Here is a 22,705-nt window from a genome sequence, read left to right as displayed (position 1 = left end):
TTCTATCCATCCTTTAACCTAATGTTCATGCTATAACTTCTTATCTTAATAAAACGCCCGAGGAATTATAAATTCCTCGAGCGTTTTTTTTATACTTCCATAATAATCGGTAAGATCATTGGACGTCGTTTTGTTTTTTCATATAAATAAGGGCTTAATACATCAGTAATTTCATTTTTAAGCTCAGACCATTCAATTGGTTTATCCTGAATAGTAAGGCGTAAGTGTTTGTTTAACATTTGTTGCGCTTCATTGATCATCATTCCAGATTCACGCATATAAACGAATCCGCGAGAAATGATATCTGGTCCAGAAACAATTTTTTTCTTTTCCATATCGGCACTAACTACAACAATAACCAATCCTTCTTCGGATAAAATACGTCGATCACGAAGTACAATATTACCGATATCGCCAATTCCGCTACCATCAATATAAATATCTCCAGAAGGAATACGACCTGCAACATTTGCAGTATTTGCACTTAAAGCAAGAACATCTCCATTTTCCATGATGAACGTGTTTTCTGGTAGAACATCACAATCGACGGCTAGCTCTGTATGAATTTTTAACATACGATACTCACCGTGAATTGGCATAAAGAATTTTGGTTTCATTAAACGAAGCATTAGCTTTTGTTCTTCTTGTGAACCATGACCAGATGTATGGATATTGTTCAATGAACCATGAATAACTTCTGCACCAGCACGGTATAAAAGATTGATCGTGCGATTAACGCTTGCTCTATTTCCTGGAATTGGAGAAGACGAGAATATTACTGTATCTCCAGGCTGGATTTGAATTTGGCGATGTGTTCCGTTAGCAATCCGTGAAAGAGCTGCCATTGGTTCCCCTTGACTACCTGTACAAAGAATAAGTACTTCATTTGCAGGGAGACGATTTAATGCACTCGTATCTACAAATGTTTCTTTTGGTGCAGTAATATAACCAAGTTCACGCCCGATTGTAATCGCATTGTCCATACTTCGACCGAAAACAGCAATTTTGCGATTATGCAGCACAGCGGCATCCGTTACTTGTTGAAGTCTATGAATATTCGAAGCGAAAGTAGCGAATATGATACGTCCATTCACTTTACGGAAAATAGAATCCATACTTTCGCCAACTTTACGTTCTGACATAGTAAAGTTTGGAATTTCAGCATTTGTACTATCTGATAATAGACAAAGTACACCGTCACGACCGATTTCAGCCATTTTTGTTAAGTTGGCTGGTTCTCCCACTGGAGTAAAATCGAATTTAAAGTCACCAGTGTGAACGATATTTCCAGGTGGTGTTTTTACGACAATTCCATATGCATCTGGAATACTATGAGTTGTTCTAAAGAAGCTTACAGCTGTTTTTCTAAACTTAATGATATCGTTTTCTTCAATGACAATCATTTTAGTTTGGCGTAATAAGCCATGTTCTTCTAATTTATTGCGAAGCAAGCCAAGTGCAAGCTTTCCACCGTAAACTGGAACATTAATTTGCTTCAGTAGGTAAGGAATTCCACCAATATGATCTTCGTGACCATGTGTGATAAAAAGTCCTTTAATCTTATCTTCATTTTTTACTAAATAAGTATAGTCTGGAATGACATAGTCGATTCCTAATAAATCATCTTCTGGAAATTTAATCCCTGCATCGATTAAAATAATTTCGTCTTGAAATTGAACTGCATAAGTGTTTTTGCCGATTTCACCTAGTCCGCCGAGGGCGAAAACAGCTGTTTGATCATTCTTTACAAATTTCATGATTTAAATTTTCTCTACTTTAAAGTTTTGACTTGCTTGTTCGTATTCTAAATGATTACCTTCAAGCAGTTGGATTAGCTCGATGTTGTACTTGCGCTCTTTTAAAGAAGCACGAACTTCGCGCTCGCTTTCTGCCTCCACATATAGGCTTAGTGTGTTTTCGCGAACTGGTACTTGTAGTGCGTTTTCTTGGTAATAAACTTTAAAAATCATTTTATAGTCTCCTTTTCACGTTCAATATAATTCAATTCTCTTTATATTATCACGCAACTTATTTAAAATAAAGAAAAGCCCTCCAAATCATGAAGGGCATAAGAATTTATGCGATCGTTTTTTTTCTGAGTAATCCACCGAGTCGTCTTAATAATTTCTTTTTTAGACGTTTCAACATGGCTGTTCACTCCTCAAAGCTTATTATATACGGAGAAATAGGTTGTGTAAAGGATTTGCTCCGAAAAGTCAAATTATTCGCATTTAAGGGGAGAGGTTTTTTAATGGGGAATAAAATTTTATTTTTTGATATTGACGGAACAATTTTGGATCATGACAAGAAAATCCCGGACGGAGTAGTAGAAGCAATACAAAAAGCGAAAGAAAATGGTCATGAAGTTGTTATTGCGACGGGTAGATCGGCTTTTACTGCATCATTTATATTTGAACAGTTAAACATAGACTCATTCGTTTGTTACAATGGTCAAGTTGTTCAATTTAAAGGTGAAATTATCCATAGTGGTGTTATTGATCGAACAGCGCTTCAACGCTTAACAGATTTTGCATCGGAAAGACAACAGCCGTTAGTTTATATGGGCACAAATGAAATGGTTTCTAATTTGCTGGAGCATAATGATATACATGAAAGTATTTCTACTTTGAAAATTGATTTTCCACGAGCGGAAGAAAATTTCTATTTGGAAAACGATGTGCATCAAGCATTAATTTTTTGTGATATTGCTGCTCAAGAAGAATATGAAAAAGCATTTCCTCATTTGAAATTTGTTCGCTGGCATCGAGTATCATGCGATGTTTTACCGTTAGGTGTTTCGAAAGCAAAAGGAATTGAATTGCTTTTAACTCATTTAAATAAAACACCCGAAGATGCAATTGCTTTTGGGGATGGTTTAAATGATTTGGAGATGCTGGAGTATGTAGGAACTGGCGTTGCGATGGGGAACTCGGTAGAGGAACTTAAAGAAAAAGCAACATTTGTTACAGATCATGTGTCCGAAAACGGGCTTGTTAATGCTATGAAAAAATTAAATCTTATCTAAAAAATAAGAAAGTATATAAAAATGTAGCCTGAACACAGAGGTTACGGTACCTATAGAGAGGAAGTGAGGATGGGAAAGGGGATTTAGTTACAAGCGGACGCGTTCGGCAGGCACGGCTTCAATCTCCTCGTCGCAAAGAACATCCGCTACTCCCGCTAGAGTCGCCGCTTTTCACTACAGCCATCCTGCTTATGAGAGTGGATTCATGTTCTTTCTATATAATCATTTTCATGCAAGAGGAAGAGAAAAAAGTTCATCAACACTTCTAATTAGAAATAGACCGGCAATTTTCGTACGAAGTAAATCTGTCATCTACTTCTCCAATTTACGTTCAAATGTAGAAGTGTCTCTTTGTAAAAACCTACAAATAGCCGCCAGAATTGTCTCTTTGGCGACCAGCAAAGTAGATAGAACCGACTTGCTTCTCCTATTGCCAAAAGTATTTAACTACTAGGCACTGAAGTTTCTGGCGAGCGCAAGGCGAACATTTGCCATACGATGATCGAAGAAAAGCTTGTTGTAAGTGGTGCAGCCACTTACAACAAGCTTTAAAAATTTTATCGTTCATCTTATAGCACAATATGAAACCTAGAGTGAGCCGGGAACTGCGGCGCTAAGTTAAAGGACCTGGTGTCATTTTACTCGATTTTTCTTGGTGTATTATACTCGGTCGTAAGGGACTGCGTCTGGTATATCTGCAAATGGATTTACTTTATTAATATGGTCATAAAACATGACGCCGTTTAAATGGTCAAGTTCATGTTGGAATGCAATTGCCGTAAGACCTTTAAGGCGCATTTTAAATGCGGTACCGTCTGGATGGAAACCAGTCGCTGTAATGCGTGTATATCTTGGGACATATCCTTCTATTACTTCATCAACAGACAGACAACCTTCTCCTGAAGAAATATATGTTTTTTCTACAGAATGACTAATAATTTTAGGATTTACTGCGACGAAGCTGACTTCTTTATCCTCTTCGTCTATTAAATATATCGCAAACATTCTTTTATCCTCATTTACTTGAGGTGCGGCTATTCCGATGCCTGGTCTTATTTTGTACATTTCGACCATTTCATCATCCTGGCTATTTATTACATATTCTAGTAAGTCTGCTGCTAACTGTTGATCTGCGGCAGACAAAGGAAATGTCATGTTACTTGTTTTCTTACGAAGAGCGGGATGTCCGTCTCTTACAATGTCTTTCATTAGTATCATTATAATCGTCCTTTCCGTGTTCATAATCCTATTATAATCGAAAAGTCATGATTTGCTAAACAAAAACAGCTAAATCGTTAGTTGAATTTAGGAGCTAGAACAATTATAGTTGAATGGAAATAGGAGGTTGCTTCATGAAAAAAATAGTAGTTATGTTATCTTTATGTTTTCTTACATTATTATCGGCATGTTCTTTTGGAGAATCAACCAATCAAAAGCTATCCAACATATTAACAACAATCTATGAATCAGAAGCAGATTATAGAGGTGTTCAGTCGGAATTAGTGGGATTTGAGAAGAAGGAACAAACAAATTTTCAACGTATGATGGAATTAACGCAGGAGCAAAAAGAAGAGTTAACCAAGTTAGTAGATGAAACGGAAAAACTACTTGGAGAACGATTGACACTTGTAGAAAAAGAAGCAGCTTCTATTAAACTAGCATCAGATAAAATGGTAGATTTAGAAAAGCTTATTTCAGAAGTTAAAGAAGAAAAAGAAAAGACAGCACTGAAACAAATAGAAGAAGTACTAAAAAATCGATATGCTTCTTATGAGGAGTTAACTGCACAATATAATTCACTTGCGAGCTTACAAGAAGATTTATACAGCCTCTTAATAGAAGAAGGGTCAGAAATGACTTCGATTCAAGAAAAAGTGCAAGAAGTAAACGCGCAAAACGAAGTTGTTCAAAAGCATGTAGAGCAATTTAATGAACTAACGGTACGTTTAAACGAAGTAAAAGAAGAGGTTTTTACAGCTCTTCAAGATGAGAAATGAATAGATATAACAAAAAGACAGCCTAAAATAGGCTGTTTTTTTTGTTATATATTATTTGTTAAAATGATAATCTGATATAATACAGGTGTAATAAATGACTGGTACAGCCCGACAGGTTCTTAATTTTCTTACAGAACTAAAGCGTGAATTTATATGATTGACCGTAGATTTATTCTTGAGTATACTAAGGGAGAATTATTATTGTACTACTAAGAATGAAAAGAATCTTTAATACAGAAGAATAGGAGAGTTGCTATTATGGCTGCAAACAAGTTACCGCAGTTAGACCCGAAGAAAACGCTTCAAGAGATTGAAGCAAAGTTTGAAATGTTCCAAGTTTTAAACGAGGAAGGAAAAATTGTTAACGAAGAAGCAAATCCTAACCTAAGTGATGAGGAATTAGTAGAACTAATGAGTCGAATGGTTTATACGCGTATTCTAGACCAACGCTCAATTTCATTAAACCGTCAAGGACGTTTAGGTTTCTATGCACCAACTGCTGGACAAGAAGCGTCACAGCTTGCATCTCAATTTGCACTTGAAAAAGAAGATTTTATCTTACCTGGATACCGTGATGTGCCACAAATCGTATGGCATGGTCTTCCATTATGGCAAGCGTTTTTATTCTCTCGTGGACATTTCATGGGGAACCAAATTCCTGAAGGTGTAAACGTATTCCCACCACAAATTATTATCGGTGCACAGTTTATACAAGCAGCAGGAGTTGCTCTAGGAATGCAGAAGCGTGGCAAGAAATCGATTGCAATTTCGTATACTGGTGATGGTGGTTCTTCACAAGGAGATTTCTATGAAGGGATTAACTTTGCAGGTGCATACCGTGTACCAGCAGTATTTATCGTTCAAAACAACCAATATGCAATTTCGACACCTCGTGAATTGCAAACGGCTGCAAAAACGATTGCACAAAAAGGGATTGCCGCTGGTCTTCCAAGTGTACTTGTAGATGGAATGGATCCATTAGCAGTTTATGCTGTAACAAAAGACGCTAGAGAACGTGCGATTAATGGAGAAGGCCCAACACTAATTGAAACAATGTGTTACCGTTACGGTCCACATACAATGGCTGGTGATGACCCAACTCGCTACCGTACTTCTGAAACGGATTCAGCTTGGGAAAAGAAAGATCCACTAGTGCGTTTCCGTATATATTTAGAAGAAAAAGGCTTATGGAATGAAGCAAAAGAAGAAGAAGTAATTGAAAAAGCAAAAGAAGAAATTAAAGATGCAATCAAAAAAGCAGATGCTGCTCCAAAACAAAAAGTAACTGACTTGATGAATATTATGTATGAAGAAAATCCATATAACTTAAACGAGCAATTAGCCGTTTATACAGAGAAGGAGTCGAAGTAACCGATGGCACAAATGACGATGATTCAAGCAATTACGGATGCACTCCGTACTGAGCTTAAAAATGATGAAAACGTCCTAGTCTTCGGTGAAGACGTAGGCGTTAACGGTGGAGTATTCCGCGCTACTGAAGGGTTACAAAAAGAATTTGGAGAAGATCGTGTATTTGATACTCCTCTTGCAGAGTCAGGTATTGGTGGTCTTGCAGTAGGTTTATCATTACAAGGTTTCCGTCCAGTTCCTGAAATCCAATTCTTTGGATTTGTATTTGAAGTAATGGACTCGATTAGTGGACAACTTGCACGTATGCGTTTCCGTACAGGAGGAGCATTTAATGCACCTGTTACGATTCGATCGCCATTTGGTGGAGGAGTTCATACACCAGAAATGCATGCAGATAGCTTAGAGTTATTAATGACATCAACTCCAGGTGTAAAAGTAGTTATTCCTTCTACTCCATATGATGCAAAAGGTTTATTAATCTCAGCTATTCGTGATAATGATCCAGTTATTTTCTTAGAGCATATGAAATTGTACCGTTCTTTCCGTGGCGAAGTGCCAGAAGGAGAATATACAATTCCACTTGGTAAAGCAGATGTAAAACGTGAAGGTACTGATCTTACTATTATTTCTTATGGTGCGATGGTTCATGAAAGTTTAAAAGCTGCTGAAGAGTTGGAAAAAGAAGGACATTCAGTAGAAGTAATAGATTTACGTACAATTCAACCACTTGATATTGAAACAATTATTGCTTCAGTTGAAAAAACAAATCGTGCAATGGTTGTGCAAGAGGCACAAAAACAAGCAGGGATTTCTGCAAACGTAGTTGCTGAAATTACTGAACGCGCAATTTTAAGCCTAGATGCGCCAGTTTTACGAGTTACTGCTCCTGACACAGTATATCCATTCTCACAAGCTGAAACAGTTTGGTTACCTGACGTTAAGGATATTGTAGAAACAGCTAAAAAAGTATTAACATTCTAATAAATACATTTGTGCAAAAGAAAGGGTGAATACTGTGGCATTTGAATTTCGATTACCAGATATAGGTGAAGGTATACATGAAGGCGAAATCGTTAAATGGTTTGTTAAAGCAGGTGACGAAGTAGCGGAAGACGATATATTATGTGAAGTACAAAATGATAAAGCAGTTGTTGAAATTCCTTCTCCCGTAAAAGGGAAAGTTACAGAAGTATTAGTAAGTGAAGGAACAGTTGCCATTGTTGGAGACATACTTATTAAAATTGATGCACCTGGCTATGAAGACATCAAGTTTAAAGGAGATCATGCAGAAGATACGAAAGCGGCTGAACAACCAGAAGCTCAAGTACAATCTACTCCTGAAGCTGAACAACCAAAAACAGAAGCAAAAGGTAATGTTCGCATTATTTCAATGCCTTCTGTACGTAAATTTGCCCGTGATAATGAAGTGAATATTACAGAAGTAAATGGTACTGGGAAAAATGGTCGTATTTTAAAAGCTGATATTGAAGCATTCTTAACTGGCGATCAAAATCCAGTTGCAGTAGCTCAAGAAGTTAATGTAGAAGAAACAACTGAAGTAACAACAACAACAGAACAAAAAGTTGCTGCTCCAATTGTTTTAGAAGGAGATTTCCCAGAAACAAGAGAAAAAATGTCACCGATGCGTAAAGCAATTGCTAAAGCTATGGTACATTCAAAACATACTGCTCCTCATGTAACATTGATGGACGAAGTAGATGTAACTGAACTTGTTGCTCATCGTAAAAAGTTCAAAGACATTGCAGCAGAGAAAAATATTAAGTTAACGTACTTACCATATGTTGTAAAAGCACTTGTAAGTGCATTACGTGAATTCCCACAATTAAATACATCATACGATGATGAAACAAACGAAGTTATTCAAAAGCATTATTTCAATATTGGAATTGCAGCGGATACAGACAAAGGTCTACTTGTACCAGTTATCAAAAATGCAGACCGCAAATCCGTATTTGCAGTATCAAATGAAATAAATGCACTTGCTACTAAAGCACGTGAAGGAAAATTATCTGTTGCAGAAATGAAAGGTGCATCTTGTTCGATTACGAATATTGGATCTGCCGGAGGCCAATGGTTTACTCCAGTTATTAATCATCCAGAGGTTGCAATCCTTGGAATTGGTCGAATTTCTGAAAAGCCAGTAATAAAAAATGGTGAAATTGTAGCAGCTCCTGTGTTAGCATTATCATTGAGCTTTGATCATCGCATGATCGATGGTGCGACTGCGCAACATGCGTTGAACCATATGAAACGTTTGCTTAGCAGTCCAGAACTATTATTAATGGAGGCGTAAAAAATGGTAGTAGGAGATTTCCCGATTGAAACAGATACTTTAGTAATTGGTTCAGGTCCTGGAGGATACGTAGCTGCAATTCGTGCTGCACAAACTGGACAAAAAGTAATCGTTGTAGAAAAAGAATATATTGGTGGCGTATGCTTAAACGTAGGATGTATCCCTTCTAAAGCGCTAATTTCTGTAGGGCATCGTTTTGAACAAGCAAAACACTCAGATGAAATGGGTATTACTGCTTCTGACGTGAAAATTGACTTTTCAAAAGCTCAAGCCTTCAAAGACAGCGTAGTAAACAAACTGACTAGCGGTGTTTCTGGTTTATTAAAAGGAAATGGTATCGAAGTTGTTAGTGGAGAAGCTTACTTTGTAGATGCAAATACTGTTCGTGTAATGGATGAAACATCTGCTCAGACATATAAGTTTAAACATGCAATTATCGCAACTGGATCACGCCCGGTTGAAATCCCAACATTTAAATATACAAAACGTGTAATTAACTCAACTGGTGCACTTAACTTAAGTGAAATTCCAGGACGTTTAGTTGTAATCGGTGGAGGATATATCGGTACGGAACTAGGTTCTTCATTTGCTAACTTAGGTTCTCAAGTAACAATCGTTGAAGGCGGCGATGATATTTTAGCTGGCTTCGAAAAACAAATGACGGCAATCGTTAAAAAAGGTCTAAAGAAAAAAGGCGTTGAAATTGCAGTAAAAGCATCTGCAAAAGGTGTAGAAGAGTCTGAAACAGGCGTAGTAGTAACATATGAAGTTGGCGGAGAAGAGAAAAAAGTTGAAGCTGATTATGTATTAGTTACTGTAGGTCGTCGTCCAAATACGGATGAAATCGGACTAGAAGAAATGGGTATTAAATTTGCTGAACGCGGTTTAATCGAAGTAGATAAGCAATGTCGTACAAGCATTAGCAATATTTTTGCTATCGGAGATGTTGTTTCAGGTCCTCAACTTGCGCACAAAGCATCATACGAAGGAAAAGTAGCTGCTGAAGTTATTGCTGGTCAAACTTCTGTTGTCGACTACTTAGCAATTCCTGCTGTATGCTTTACAGATCCAGAGCTTGCAACTGTTGGATTAAACGAAGCACAAGCAAAAGAGCAAGGTTATGATGTAGCGGCTGGGAAGTTCCCATTCGGAGCTAACGGGCGTGCACTTGCGCTTAACGCAACAGATGGCTTTGTGAAACTTGTTTCTCGTAAAGAAGACGGATTACTACTTGGTGCACAAATCGTTGGCCAAGGTGCTTCTGATATGATCGCTGAACTTGGTTTAGCAATTGAAGCTGGTATGACGGTAGAAGATATTGCAATGACTATTCATGCTCACCCAACTTTAGGTGAAATTGCAATGGAAGCTGCGGAAGTTGTTATGGGTCACCCAATTCATATTCTTACAAAATAATATACAAAACTCCTAGAGCTCATGCTCTAGGAGTTTTTTTGAAAGAAGTATAAAAAGTGTTCTATGAGTCCAGGGATTACCGTGCATATAGAGAAGAAGAGAGTGGATTTCGTTACAAGCGGACGCGTTCGGTGGGCACGGCTTCAGCCGCTTCCCTCGCTGGGCGATCAGTCCAGGGTCTTCAGCTCGGTGCTCCTGCGGTTACTCGTCGCAGAAAACATCTGCTTTTCCTACCCGAGTCGCCGCTTTTCACTACATCCTTCCTACTTATAGGAGTGTATTCATGCTCCCATGTAAGAGGAAGAGAAAAAGTTCATCTACATTTCTAGTTAGAAATAGACCGACAATTTTTGTACGAAGTAAATATGTCCTCTACTTCTCCACTTTAAGTTCAAATGTATAAGTGTCGATTTGTAAAAATCTACAAAGAGCTGTCAAAATTGTATCTTTGGCGACCATGGTAATAGATAGAATGTCACTTGCTTCTCCTATTGCCTAAAAATATTTAACAACTTGGCACGGAAGTTTCTGGCGAACGGAAGGTGAACATTTGCCATACGATGACGACTAAAAGCTTGTTGTAAGTGGAGCAGCCACTTACAACAAGCTTTAAAATTTTTTCCGTTTATCGTATAGCCTAATGTTAAGCCTGAAGCGAGGCAGAAACTGTGTCGCTAAGATGTTTTGATTTAATAGGACCAACCATATTTTTTCTCGGCTTTTCTTATGATAATGTGAAAAAATAGCTGAAATTTTGTTTTTTTAAAACATACAAATAGTTCCAAAGGTCTTGTTTTTTTGTTAAGTAAATGTTTAGTGGTCATTTGTATAATAACAAAGTCTTAGTATATCGAATAGGGGCTGACGTTTAAAATGGAACATATTGTACGTGAAAAAAATAAATTATTATTATGGTTATCGACCGGGGTAACAATATTACCATCGTTAATCTATTTTTTACATAGAAAATCATCTGTTTTTACAGAACATATCATATTAATGAATGGTCAATTAAACGTATCTAAATCACATGAAATAATAGTCCTCATCTTAATTAGCATACCAATTATTTTGTGTATCGCTGGATGGTTTATGTATGTGAAAGATAGTAGTGATTTACGTATTCAATGGATTTTAATGCTCACACTTACATTTGGGAGTATCGCAATAATTGCTACAGGTAATGGGTTAGTGGAATACCATTTTTCTATATTTATGGTTTTGGCACTAATCGGAACATTTCAACGTATTTCATTAGTAGTAACGAGTACAGTTATTTTTGCTATTCATCATTTACTTGGCTATTTTACAATTCCTGAAATTCTCTGTGGGACGAGTAATTATGGGTTTTCGTTATTACTTATTCACGCAGTTTTTTTAATATTAACAAGCTTAGCGACGATTATTATTATTTATAAAACGCAGCAGTCTGAAAAATATTTTCAACAGAAGGAGCAAGTGGCGGAAGCTAAGTTGCAAAGTTTGTTGAAGGAAGTAGATGAAATTAGTAAATATGTATCAGAGAATTCATTCGTATTAGCGAATGATTCTATTGTCATGACGAAAGCTAGTCATGACATAAAGGAAGCTTTGCATAGCAATCAAGAAGATGTATCGGCAGAAGCTGTGAAATTACAACAAGGTATTGCACAAAATCAAATACTATTAACTGAAATACAAAAAATTCAAGGTGGAACAACCCATGTAACCGATAAAGCGAAATCAAGCTTAGAGCAAGCGTATTTAGGGAAAGAATCTGTTTCGAACGTATCTTCCCAAATGCAAGCAATCAGTTCATCAATCCGATCCGTCAATAATCTTGTTCTTCAATTAGCAAATCAATCACAACAAATTACTAAGTCGTTAGATGTTATTGAGAGCATTTCTGAACAAACGAAGCTCCTTGCATTAAATGCATCGATTGAAGCAGCGAGGGCGGGTGAAAATGGAAAAGGATTTGCAATCGTTGCAGATGAAATTCGCAAACTTGCTACAAATTCTGGGCAATCAACGACAGATATTCAGTCCGTTTTAAACAATATCGATTTACAAGTACAAGAAATTGCAGCGCAAATGAACGATGGGATGGAAGAAATCAATAAAGGCAGTGTGGCGATTAACGGAAATGCTCAGCTATTCCATACGATTTTAAACTCAATGCAAGATGTAGAAGACGAAATCGAACATATATCATCTGCCGTACAAGTTGTAGCTGGACAGGCAAAAGAAACGAATGATATTTTTAATACGATTTACGTTTCAAACGAAACGGTAGTTCAAAACTTAGCTGTTATTTCTAATGCGGCTGAGGATCAATATACATCAACAGAATCATTAAACAAAGTAACGCAATCGCTCCAATCTTTAACAGAAGAATTAAATACGCTTTTGGATAAAATTAGAATGCATCATTAATCTTATTCGAGTAAATACAAACCGTGTAGAATTTTTTACACGGTTTTCTTTTGTCCATGATAGAATATTAGTTGGAAGGGACAGGTGATCATCTTGAGATATACAAAATGGGTAATACTAACAACATGTATGCTTGCACTTGCCGCATGTGGAGACGCTAAAGAAGAACCGGTAGCGAAAGTAGAAGCAACAGTGCCGCAAGAGAAAGTGGAAGAACCAGAAGTGGTAGAAGTAGAAGAAACAGCAGAAGAAGAGGTAGTGGCGGAAGCTTTATACGAATTGAGCCCAGCTAACTGGACGTTAAAACCAATCGGTGATGCAAATCCAAAAGTGGTTTTATTGACAATCGACGATGCTCCAGATAAATACGCACTTGAAATGGCTAAAACATTGAAAGAAATCAATGCACCAGCGATCTTTTTTGTGAATGGTCATTTTATCGATACAGATGAAGAAAAAGCGAATTTAAAAGCTATTTATGATTTAGGCTTTCCGATTGGAAACCATACACAAACGCATGCCAATTTAAAAAATAGTTCAGAAGAACAGCAAAAAGCAGAAATTTTGAAAGTAAACGAAGTGGTAGAGGCGGTAATCGGAGAAAAACCTAAATTTTTCAGAGCGCCATTTGGAGTGAACACGGATTTCAGTAGAGCGCTTGTACAAAGCGAAGGAATGCTTCTAATGAATTGGACTTACGGATATGACTGGGAAAAGAAATATATGGATGCTGCAAGTTTGCAAGATATTATGGTAAATACAGAATATCTAACAAATGGAGCAAATCTATTAATGCATGATCGTAAATGGACTGCAGAGGCGTTAGCGGGTATCGTAGAAGGTCTTCGTGCAAAAGGCTATGACTTAGTCGATCCAAAAACGATTAAAGGTATCGACCAATAAATAGTGAAAAAATGTCCAAATATGTCCGTGTAGTCGCTCAAATTATCATTTTATTTTTATATTCTTTGTTAGGAACATTTATAGTTGAATCGTTACATATAAAATTTCCGGGTAGTATCGTAGGGCTGTTATTGCTGTTACTTTCGTTGCAGTTTAAAATTATTCCAGTGAATTTAATAAGAGATGGAGCAGGATTTTTACTTGCTATATTGCCATTGTTTTTTATTCCTGCAACTGTTGGCGTAATGAATTATCCTGAGTTGGTTTCTTTACAAGGATTGATGCTCGTTATTTCCGTTATTATAAGTACTATTTTCACAATCGGTGTTTCCGGGCGTATTTGTCAATACTTAGAAAATAAAGAGTCCGCAAAGGAGCCGATGTAATGCTTATTCTTTGTATGATTTTATTGACAATTGTCATCTATTTTTTTATGGCAAAATTATATGCACGTTTTGGAAATCCTTTTTTATTTCCAGTGCTAACGGCAACCATTCTTATCATTGTAGTATTAAGCATTTTTTCCGTGCCGTATGATGTGTATATGGGCGGAGCAAAATGGATTGATGTTATGCTCGGGCCAGCTGTTGTAAGTTTGGCATATCCTTTATACACACAAAGGGAAAGCATTAAGAAAAATGCGGTATCTATTTTTTCAAGCGTAATCGTAGCTTTGCTTTCTGGAATTATTAGTATCGTCTTATTTGCTAAGTTAATGAAATTAGAAGATGAGCTATTACTTTCGCTTTTATCTAAATCGATTACAACTCCTGTAGCTATGCAGATTAGTGAATCAGTAGGAGGGAACCCCGCTTTAACTGTAGTGTTTGTTATGGTTGCCGGTTTAACTGGGGCGATAGCTGGACCGTTTTGTTTAAAAGTATTTCGTATTGAAAAGACAGTGAGTAGAGGGGTTTCTATTGGAAGTGCTTCACATGGATTCGGTGTTTCAAAGCTTTCTGAATACGGGGAGCAGGCATTGTCGATGGGATCAGTTGCAATGACATTAAGTGCTGTTGTCGGGGCATTTATTTGTCCAATCGTTGTTTGGCTTCTAATATAAAAAGAGATGAAGGTTATCTTTCATCTCTTTTTTGAATTTTTATATAATCGGTTGTTGTTCTTTAATAACATGGATCATTTCTAATGAATCATCTTCTGGACCTTGAACAGGAAGACCAGCTTCCACATTCATGCGTATATAATCAATATTCCCCTGTGTAATTATTTCCCCGGGAATAAAAATAGGAATACCAGGTGGATACACCATAACGAATTCAGCAGATATACGTCCACTTGCTTCACTCAGTTGCACAGCTTCTGTTTTGGCATAAAATGCATCACGAGGTGACATAGCGAGTTTAGGGATATCAGGCAATGTAACAGAAGGTTCTGCTACGACAATCTCGACGTCAAAGTCAGCTACCATACGTGTTAGTGCATTAATAAGTAAATTTATTTCTTTTTTAGTATCGCCAATTGTTATTAAACAAAGAATATTATACAAATCGGATAGCTCTACTTCAATGTTTGCTTTCTCACGCAACCAAGCTTCTGCCTCATAGCCAGTCATGCCTAAATTTTTCACATTAATTAATAGCTTCGTTGGGTCCATATCAAATGTTGCAGAAGACTGTAAAATTTCTTCTCCTACACATCGTAAATGAGGAATCGAATTAATGCGCTTTCGAGCGTCTTTAGCAAGTCTTATCGAATCTCCTATTAAATCCTCACCATGTATCGCTAACTGCCTTCTAGCCGTATCTAGTGATGCTAGAAGAGGATATGAAGTAGAAGTAGTCGTTAACATCGACAAAATCGACTGAACTCGTTTTGTAGAAACTAGTCCTTTTCGAACGTTTAAAATGGAACTTTGCGTCATGGAGCCGCCAAGCTTATGAACAGAAGTAGCTGCCATATCAGCACCAGCTTCCATCGCTGAAATAGGTAGAGATTTATGGAAGTGAATATGCACTCCATGAGCCTCATCTACTACAACAGGAATACCTCGTTTATGTGATATATCAACAATCTTTTTCAAATCAGCTGCTAAACCGAAATAGGTTGGATTAATGACTAGAACACCTTTTGCGTCGGGATGTGCATTTAAAGCCTTTTCTACAGATTCTGCAGAAATGCCATGTGAAATGCCTAATTCTTTATCAACTTCTGGGTGGATAAAAACTGGAATTGCACCAGCGAAAACGATTGCTGACATAATTGATTTATGAACATTTCGTGGAACTAATAATTTATCACCAGGCCCACAAATAGTAAGGATCATTGTCATAATTGCACCGCTTGTACCTTGTACAGAGAAAAATGTTTCATCCGCCCCAAAAGCTTCAGCAGCTAGTTGTTGTGCATGTTTAATAACACCTTTGGGAGAATGCAAATCATCTAACGGGGCAATATTAATTAAATCTATGGAAAGTACATTATCTCCAACGAACTCTCGAAATGCAGGGTCCATCCCTTTCCCTTTTTTATGCCCAGGAATGTGAAACTGGATAGGATGACGATTTCGATGCTTAAGTAGGGCATCGAACAAAGGAGTTTCTAATTGTGACAACGCTCATACCACCTCTTCAAATATTTTTTAAAAACAAGTGAATTATAGCACTTTCAAACATTCGTGACTATAAAAATTATTCTGAATTGAATCATTACGCTAATTCTTTTACACTTAAAGCAACGGGAGGGATGAGGATGACTTTTCAAACAAGGGTAACTGATTTATTGGATATACAATATCCGATTATTCAAGGTGGGCTTGCTTATTTGGCGTATTCTGATTTATGTGCGGCTGTTTCTAATGCTGGCGGACTAGGGCAAGTAACTGCAATGAGCTTACAAACACCTGAAGAACTTCGTGAGGAAATACAAAAAGTGAGAAAGCTGACGAACAAACCGTTCGGAGTAAACTTTGCTATCGGTCAAACGGGCAGACCTTATGAACATATGTTGCAAGTAGCAATAGAGGAGCAGGTTCCTGTAATATCAATGACAGGAGGGAATCCAGCACCTATTTTAGAAAAGCTTGCACATACATCGATAAAAAAACTAGTTCTTGTAGCTGCTAAACGCCAAGCACAAAAAGCGGAGCAGCTTGGTGCGGATGCAGTAATGGTTGTTGGTCAAGAAGGTGGCGGTCATCTTGGAAGAGATGATGTCGGTTCAATCGTTTTAATTCCACAAGTTGTGGATGCAGTTTCTATACCTGTAATAGCATCAGGTGGAATTGCAGATGGAAGAGGATGGATGGCTGCACATGCCCTTGGAGCAGAAGGGATTGAAATGGGAACACGCTTTATCGCAACGAAAGAATGTATCCATGCTTCGGCTGCTTATAAACAAGCATTGCTTACGAGCGAAGAAACAGATACAACTGTTATTAAACGATCTATCGGTGCACCGGCAAGAGCTATTACAAATAGCTGGACAGAAGCTATTTTAAGTATGGAAAAGGAAAATCCAACATACGATGCTTTAAAGGATTATATTAGTGGAGAAGCTAATAAGCAATTTATCTATGAAGGCAATAGTGATGCTGGCTTTGGTTGGGCTGGCCAATCAGTTGGTTTGATTAAAGATATCCCCTCCACAGAAGAGTTAATTACTCGAATGGTAAATGAAGCAACTGAAGTTCGAAAAAAATGGCAAATTTAATTTTAGGAGGAATACAACATGGAATATACATATCCGTTCTCCACTGACTGGTCAACAGATGAAATAGTAGCTGTAGTACAATTTTTTGAAGCAATTGAAAATGCGTATGAAAAAGGTGTAAAACGCGAGGAACTACTCCAAAAATATAGACGATTTAAAGAAATCGTACCTTCAATCGCAGAAGAAAAAACATACTTTCGTGAATTTGAAAAAGAAAGTGGTTACGCAAGCTATCCAATCGTTAAACTAATGAAAGAAAAAGAAGACGGCAGCATCATTCGCAAGTAAGGAAAACACCTCCAATTGCTCATAAACAACTGGAGGTGCACCTTTTCTTAACCAATAAGAAAGCATAAGGTTTCCTACTTAGTAATTGTCTAGCTTCAGCGCCTAGCCCCTCGGGGTCAAATGTGAAAAGTGCTCCTGCGGTTACTCGTCGCAATAATCATAACTGCGGCGGCTGATGAGCTGCCTCCTCGCTTTTTCCCATTTGCCTTTCGGAGCAGACATAGGCGCTTCCGCTTTTCTTATTTAATCTGAACCATTTCTTTATAAATAGGTAATAACTGTTCAAAAGTATTCTCAGCAAGTTGTAGAAACGCTTCATCGGAATAAGTAACAGCTTCTTCACGCGGAATATGTATACCTACTAAAAACTCTCCCTTTTTCACATCTCGAAGTCGCGTTAGTAATTGCGTAAGTTCTTCTTTTTTAGCTCCCTTTAAAGGCGTCGTATCAATCTTCATATGATCTCCAGAAATAATATAATTCGCAGGAAGTTTATTGAATAATGTTTTTTTCTTCAATAAACGCTCAGCAATTGCTACTTTGTCTGGTGCCTCATAAATAACTGCAACGATTATAAATAAATGACTACCCCATAAGCCGATTTGAAAATGCGGCAATGCTTTATAGCCTCTTTTATAAGGAGCAAAAGCTACCCAGCTATCCTTTGGAGGATTCACAGAACGTCTAGCGTGTTTTGCAACATGTGGAAAATATTCATTTCCAAGAGTTCCTGAAAAATAGTGACTAAAGTGACTGCCAAGCTCTTCAAATTTCGGTCGAACATTTGCAATTAAAGCTTCCATTCGATTTTCTAACCCGTCTATTTGAAATACATCAAAATCTTTGTTTACCCAAAAAGTTTTACTCATTTTAAAACTCCTTTCACTTGTATGTTTATTTTATATGAAAGTTGGGTAAAAATCTTATATATAGGATTTTTGAGTTGACAAAATAATTTTTTTCACATAAAGTATAAAAAATTCAGAAAATTGCGTTATAATAAAAAAGAGGGAAGGGGTGTTAGTTATGAGACAAATTGTTCATATTATTCGAAAAAACGATGTTGAAAAAGAAAAAATTCAAACACTTAAATTGGAGTTGGACTACCAACTAGCTTCACTTTTTGATGCAATGAATAGTAAAAATGAAAAAGAAATACATGATACAAAACAACGTCTAATAGAAATTCATCAACTTTTGGAGGAATTAAATGCACTCGATTAAAAGCTTTACAACTGTATACACTTAAAAAACACCTGCTAATTGAAAGACAGCCGGTGTTTTTTTCTTTATACTGAAGAGACCTCGTTAGGAAAGGTTGGTTGATTGTGAATATACATACACTTGATAAATATGCAAAATCATTAATAAAAGAAGCTGCTGAAAGAATTCGATTTTCTTTTTCAAGCGAGCTTATTATCGATTCGAAATCTGAAGCAAATGATTTAGTTACTAATATTGATAAAGAAACGGAACAATTTTTTATTCAACATATTAAAGAAAACTTTCCAGATCATCGAATTTTTGGAGAAGAAGGATTTGGAGATGATATTCAAGACTTAAATGGTTATGTATGGCTGCTAGATCCAATTGATGGCACGATGAATTTTATTCATCAAAAAAAGAACTTTGCTATTTCTTTAGGCATATACAAGGATGGCGTAGGGTTGCTTGGATACATTTATAATGTAATGGAAGACGATTTATTATCGGCTGCATTAGATGAGGGGGCCTTTTTTAATGATGTTCGTGTCCCAAAGTTAGTGCCTTCAAAAATAGAACAATCTGTTATTGGGGTAAATGCAAGTTGGGTTGTTCCAAATAAGTATTTAGAGCATGATGGGATGATCAAGTTGATGCAGACAGTTAGAGGAACAAGGTCATATGGTTCAGCTGCGATTGAAATTTCATATGTAGTGATGGGAAAATTAGATGCTTATATGTCTATGCGTTTATCACCATGGGATATTGCAGGAGGAATGGTTATAGCAAAAGAAGTCGGAGCAGTTGTTACAAATCTTTCGAATGAATCGATTAATTTATTGGAACAAAATACATTTATTATCGCTAAACCGATTTTGCATAAGGAATTACTTGATAATTATATTTGTTTAAAATAAAAATGGGTAAAGGAGAAATCCTTTACCCATTTTATTTTATAATAATCCTAATTTACGCATTTTTGCTTTTGCTTTAAAACCAAATCCCATTACGACAATAAGTAAGATAATACTTAGTATAATGAATGGAATACTTCTAAGTGCGACTGCAATTCCAATCAATGCCATTGATAGTATTGCACCAAGAGAATATAAAACAAAAATCCACTTAACATTGTTCATTTTACTGCCTCCTCAAAAAAAATGATAAAAAATATTATTACTTTAGTTTCACTTGTGATATAATAGCACAGTTATGGACTCGAAAAAAGAATATGGAGTGGAAAAATGACAAATTTACGTCAAGATCTAAGAAACATTGCAATTATAGCACACGTTGACCATGGGAAAACGACATTAGTCGACCAATTATTAAAACAATCGGGAACGTTCAGATCGAACGAGCATGTAGACGAAAGAGCTATGGACTCAGGTGATATTGAGCGCGAGCGTGGAATAACTATATTAGCAAAAAACACAGCTGTAGATTACCATGGCACACGTATCAATATCCTTGATACACCTGGACATGCTGACTTCGGTGGCGAAGTTGAACGTATCCTAAAAATGGTAGACGGAGTTGTATTAGTAGTAGATGCATATGAAGGTTGTATGCCTCAAACGCGTTTTGTATTGAAAAAAGCATTAGAACAAAAAATTACGCCAATCGTTGTAGTTAACAAAGTAGATAAAGATTCAGCACGTCCTGCAGAAGTAGTAGACGAAGTTTTAGAATTATTTATTGAATTAGGTGCAGACGATGATCAATTAGACTTCGAAGTTGTTTATGCTTCAGGTGTTAACGGTACTGCTTCATTAGATGCTAATCCAGCTAGCCAAGAAGAAGACATGTCATGTCTATTTGAAAAAATCATCTCAACTATTCCAGCGCCAGTTGATAACTCAGACGAGCCATTACAATTCCAAGTAGCATTACTTGATTATAATGATTATGTGGGACGTATTGGTATTGGTCGCGTATTCCGCGGAACAATTGAAGTAGGTCAACAAGTTTCTTTAATGAAACTAGATGGCAAAATTAAAAACTACCGAGTAACTAAATTATTCGGTTTCTTCGGTTTAAAACGCATAGAAGTTGAATCAGCTAAAGCGGGAGATTTAATTGCCGTATCTGGTATGGAAGAAATTAACGTTGGTGAAACAGTTTGTCCTACAGACCATCCAGATGCTTTAACGCCGTTACGTATTGACGAACCAACATTACAAATGACATTCTTAACAAATAACTCACCATTCGCTGGTCGCGAAGGTAAGTGGGTAACTTCACGTAAAATTGAAGAGCGTCTTCGTGCTCAATTACAAACGGATGTATCTTTACGTGTTGAAGATACTGATTCTCCAGATGCTTGGGTAGTTTCAGGTCGCGGTGAGCTTCACTTGTCGATTTTAATCGAAAATATGCGTCGTGAAGGTTTTGAATTACAAGTTTCTAAACCAGAAGTAATTATACGTGAAATCGATGGGAAAAAATGTGAACCAGTTGAACGCGTTCAAATTGACGTACCGGAAGATTCTGTAGGTTCGATTATTGAGTCTATGGGAACACGTAAAGGTGAAATGGTTGATATGGTTAACGGTGGTAATGGTCAAGTTCGTTTAATCTTCATGGTTCCTGCTCGTGGATTAATTGGTTATACAACTGAATTTATGTCCCTTACAAAAGGTTTTGGTATTATTAACCATACATTTGATAGCTACCAGCCAGTAGTATCAGGTCGTGTTGGCGGACGCCGTCAAGGTGTACTTGTTTCAATGGAAACTGGTAAATCAACTACTTATGGTATGATGGGGATTGAAGACCGTGGTACTCTATTCTTAGAACCAGGTACTGAAATTTATGAAGGTATGATCGTTGGGGAAAATAATCGCGATGGTGATATCACTGTAAATATTACAAAAATGAAACAAAAAACGAATATTCGTTCAGCTAACAAAGACCAAACGAATGTTATTAAAAAACCTCGTATCCTAACTCTTGAAGAAGCATTAGAGTATTTAGGTGATGATGAGTATTTAGAAATTACACCGGAATCGATTCGTTTACGTAAAAAAATTCTTGAGAAGAGCGAACGTGAACGTGTTACGAAGAAAAAGAAAAGTGCAGAACTAGAATAGTAACTGAAAGGGTGAAAAACCTTGGAGGAACAGCAATTCGTATTTGGTAAAATGTCTAGTATATCAAGATATATATATGAAATAATGCCGAATTACGATATAGCGGGATATGTGTTATTCCTAACGATATTCTTGTTGTCAGTGCTTGTGTACAAGCTAGGATTTGCAAAAAAATTACGTCTTGGGCAAAATATCGTTATATATACATTTTTATTAGTAGGATGTTTAGTGCTAACATTTTTAGCATTTTTCCTTCCTGTTGTCGAGGGGTTAATCGTCGCGGCATTAATTTTAATCATTTATAAGATACGTTTGAGACTAGAAAAAAAACAAAGCCCAACTACTTAAATGTAGTCTGGGCTTTGTTTTTTTGAAGAAAATATAGGAATAAATAGAACGGATTTTGTTACAAGCGGACGCTTTCCGTGGGTATGGCTTCAATCTCCTCGTCGAAAAAAACATATGCTCCTGCGATTACTCGTCGCAAAGAAGTTAGCCAAACAAGGTTTGGCCAGATTCTTTCCTGCGGGGCTTTCAGTTCGCACTTTCCTCACTGGAGTCGCCGCTTTTCACTACATCCCTCTTGCTTATTGGAGTGTATTCATATTCTTTCTACATAATCTCTTTAAAGAGGAAGAGAAAAAATTCATCAACACTTCTAGTTAGAAATAGATCGACAATTTTCGCACGGGGTAAGTTTGTTCATCTACTTCTCTACTTTATGACCAAATGTAGAAGTGTTACTTTCTAAAAACCAACAAAAAGCTGCCAAAACTGAATCTTTGGCAGCCTACGTAATTGATAGAATGTAACTTGCTTCTCCTATTGCCAAAAGTATTTAACTAATTGGCACGGAGGTTTCTCGCGAGCGGAAGGTGCACATTTGCCATACGATGATCGAAGAAAAAGCTTGTTGGCCGTGGCGTAGCCACTTCCAACAAGCTTTTTAAATTTTACCGTTGATCGTATAGCTCAATGTGAAGCCTAAAGTGAGGGGGAAACTGTATTGCTA

General features: G+C 36.9%; 22 protein-coding genes. 16 read left to right on the top strand and 6 right to left on the bottom strand.

The annotated features are described in order from the left end of the window. Nucleotides 1–89: 89 nt before the first annotated feature. Nucleotides 90–1,757: a ribonuclease J1 gene (gene rnjA, locus RUH95_RS03555; protein WP_313891438.1), complete on the bottom strand. Its 1,668-nt coding sequence runs from the start codon at nucleotides 1,755–1,757 to the stop codon at nucleotides 90–92. 3 nt (nucleotides 1,758–1,760) lie between these two features. Next, nucleotides 1,761–1,970 carry a DNA-dependent RNA polymerase subunit epsilon gene (locus RUH95_RS03550; protein ID WP_313891437.1) on the bottom strand — a complete coding sequence of 70 codons (210 nt, stop codon included), beginning with the start codon at nucleotides 1,968–1,970 and terminating at the stop codon, nucleotides 1,761–1,763. Nucleotides 1,971–2,251: 281 nt separating this feature from the next. On the opposite strand from RUH95_RS03550, the gene RUH95_RS03545 reads away from it, so the two are divergent. Continuing rightward, nucleotides 2,252–3,025 carry a Cof-type HAD-IIB family hydrolase gene (locus RUH95_RS03545; protein ID WP_313891436.1) on the top strand — a complete coding sequence of 258 codons (774 nt, stop codon included), beginning with the start codon at nucleotides 2,252–2,254 and terminating at the stop codon, nucleotides 3,023–3,025. 660 nt (nucleotides 3,026–3,685) lie between these two features. On the opposite strand, the gene def is transcribed toward RUH95_RS03545, so the two are convergent. Further along, nucleotides 3,686–4,243 (bottom strand): peptide deformylase, encoded by a 558-nt coding sequence (def, locus tag RUH95_RS03540; protein WP_313891435.1) that lies wholly within the window; start codon nucleotides 4,241–4,243, stop codon nucleotides 3,686–3,688. 134 nt (nucleotides 4,244–4,377) lie between these two features. Here def and RUH95_RS03535 point away from each other — a divergent pair, with 134 nt between their 5' ends. The 9 genes from RUH95_RS03535 (at nucleotide 4,378) to RUH95_RS03495 (ending at nucleotide 14,504) form a co-directional block, all read left to right on the top strand. Continuing rightward, entirely contained in the window at nucleotides 4,378–5,022 is a 645-nt protein-coding gene (locus tag RUH95_RS03535; RefSeq protein ID WP_313891434.1) for a YkyA family protein, read from the top strand. 258 nt (nucleotides 5,023–5,280) lie between these two features. Beyond that, on the top strand, nucleotides 5,281–6,393 hold the full coding sequence (gene pdhA, locus RUH95_RS03530) for a pyruvate dehydrogenase (acetyl-transferring) E1 component subunit alpha (protein WP_313891433.1): 1,113 nt from the start codon (nucleotides 5,281–5,283) through the stop codon (nucleotides 6,391–6,393). Between the two features lie 3 nt (nucleotides 6,394–6,396). Continuing rightward, entirely contained in the window at nucleotides 6,397–7,374 is a 978-nt protein-coding gene (locus RUH95_RS03525; RefSeq protein ID WP_313891432.1) for an alpha-ketoacid dehydrogenase subunit beta, read from the top strand. A gap of 34 nt (nucleotides 7,375–7,408) precedes the next feature. Further along, complete coding sequence (locus tag RUH95_RS03520; RefSeq protein ID WP_313891431.1) at nucleotides 7,409–8,707, top strand: dihydrolipoamide acetyltransferase family protein; 1,299 nt, start codon at nucleotides 7,409–7,411, stop codon at nucleotides 8,705–8,707. 3 nt (nucleotides 8,708–8,710) lie between these two features. Next, nucleotides 8,711–10,123, top strand: a complete 1,413-nt coding sequence (gene lpdA / locus RUH95_RS03515; RefSeq protein WP_313891430.1) for a dihydrolipoyl dehydrogenase — start codon at nucleotides 8,711–8,713, stop codon at nucleotides 10,121–10,123. Between the two features lie 873 nt (nucleotides 10,124–10,996). Further along, the gene (locus tag RUH95_RS03510; protein ID WP_313891429.1) at nucleotides 10,997–12,538 is read left to right on the top strand and encodes a methyl-accepting chemotaxis protein; all 1,542 of its coding nucleotides are present in this window, start codon (nucleotides 10,997–10,999) and stop codon (nucleotides 12,536–12,538) included. Between the two features lie 93 nt (nucleotides 12,539–12,631). Then, on the top strand, nucleotides 12,632–13,441 hold the full coding sequence (locus RUH95_RS03505) for a polysaccharide deacetylase family protein (protein WP_313891428.1): 810 nt from the start codon (nucleotides 12,632–12,634) through the stop codon (nucleotides 13,439–13,441). An 11-nt stretch (nucleotides 13,442–13,452) separates the two neighbouring features. Continuing rightward, nucleotides 13,453–13,827 (top strand): CidA/LrgA family protein, encoded by a 375-nt coding sequence (locus tag RUH95_RS03500; protein ID WP_313891427.1) that lies wholly within the window; start codon nucleotides 13,453–13,455, stop codon nucleotides 13,825–13,827. Then, the gene (locus tag RUH95_RS03495; protein WP_313891426.1) at nucleotides 13,827–14,504 is read left to right on the top strand and encodes an LrgB family protein; all 678 of its coding nucleotides are present in this window, start codon (nucleotides 13,827–13,829) and stop codon (nucleotides 14,502–14,504) included. The genes RUH95_RS03500 and RUH95_RS03495 overlap by 1 nt, the downstream gene beginning before the upstream one ends. Before the next feature lie 39 nt (nucleotides 14,505–14,543). On the opposite strand, the gene RUH95_RS03490 is transcribed toward RUH95_RS03495, so the two are convergent. Beyond that, on the bottom strand, nucleotides 14,544–16,013 hold the full coding sequence (locus tag RUH95_RS03490) for an aminotransferase class I/II-fold pyridoxal phosphate-dependent enzyme (protein WP_313891425.1): 1,470 nt from the start codon (nucleotides 16,011–16,013) through the stop codon (nucleotides 14,544–14,546). Between the two features lie 137 nt (nucleotides 16,014–16,150). Here RUH95_RS03490 and RUH95_RS03485 point away from each other — a divergent pair, with 137 nt between their 5' ends. Beyond that, complete coding sequence (locus tag RUH95_RS03485; protein ID WP_313891424.1) at nucleotides 16,151–17,110, top strand: NAD(P)H-dependent flavin oxidoreductase; 960 nt, start codon at nucleotides 16,151–16,153, stop codon at nucleotides 17,108–17,110. A gap of 18 nt (nucleotides 17,111–17,128) precedes the next feature. Further along, on the top strand, nucleotides 17,129–17,398 hold the full coding sequence (locus RUH95_RS03480; protein ID WP_313891423.1) for a UPF0223 family protein: 270 nt from the start codon (nucleotides 17,129–17,131) through the stop codon (nucleotides 17,396–17,398). Between the two features lie 239 nt (nucleotides 17,399–17,637). Here the strand turns inward: RUH95_RS03480 and RUH95_RS03475 are convergent, their stop codons facing one another. Then, a complete protein-coding gene (locus tag RUH95_RS03475; RefSeq protein WP_313891422.1) occupies nucleotides 17,638–18,267 on the bottom strand; it encodes a YktB family protein in 630 nt (209 codons plus the stop codon). Between the two features lie 157 nt (nucleotides 18,268–18,424). Between RUH95_RS03475 and RUH95_RS03470 the strand changes: the two genes are divergently transcribed. Both RUH95_RS03470 and RUH95_RS03465 read left to right on the top strand, forming a co-directional pair. Then, complete coding sequence (locus RUH95_RS03470) at nucleotides 18,425–18,622, top strand: hypothetical protein (RefSeq protein ID WP_313891421.1); 198 nt, start codon at nucleotides 18,425–18,427, stop codon at nucleotides 18,620–18,622. A 104-nt stretch (nucleotides 18,623–18,726) separates the two neighbouring features. Beyond that, a complete protein-coding gene (locus tag RUH95_RS03465; protein WP_313891420.1) occupies nucleotides 18,727–19,518 on the top strand; it encodes an inositol monophosphatase family protein in 792 nt (263 codons plus the stop codon). A 36-nt stretch (nucleotides 19,519–19,554) separates the two neighbouring features. Here RUH95_RS03465 and RUH95_RS03460 read toward each other — a convergent pair whose 3' ends face one another. Continuing rightward, the gene (locus RUH95_RS03460) at nucleotides 19,555–19,740 is read right to left on the bottom strand and encodes a YlaF family protein (RefSeq protein WP_313891419.1); all 186 of its coding nucleotides are present in this window, start codon (nucleotides 19,738–19,740) and stop codon (nucleotides 19,555–19,557) included. A 105-nt stretch (nucleotides 19,741–19,845) separates the two neighbouring features. Between RUH95_RS03460 and typA the strand changes: the two genes are divergently transcribed. Further along, a complete protein-coding gene (gene typA / locus RUH95_RS03455) occupies nucleotides 19,846–21,693 on the top strand; it encodes a translational GTPase TypA (RefSeq protein WP_313891418.1) in 1,848 nt (615 codons plus the stop codon). Nucleotides 21,694–21,714: 21 nt separating this feature from the next. Continuing rightward, the gene (locus tag RUH95_RS03450; protein WP_313891417.1) at nucleotides 21,715–22,041 is read left to right on the top strand and encodes a YlaH-like family protein; all 327 of its coding nucleotides are present in this window, start codon (nucleotides 21,715–21,717) and stop codon (nucleotides 22,039–22,041) included. Nucleotides 22,042–22,705 lie beyond the last annotated feature (664 nt).

The organism is Psychrobacillus sp., assembly GCF_032154225.1.
GTDB lineage: Bacteria > Bacillota > Bacilli > Bacillales_A > Planococcaceae > Psychrobacillus.
The sequence above is the reverse complement of the archived record's forward strand: the minus strand, read 5'-3'. Positions and strand labels throughout refer to the sequence as shown.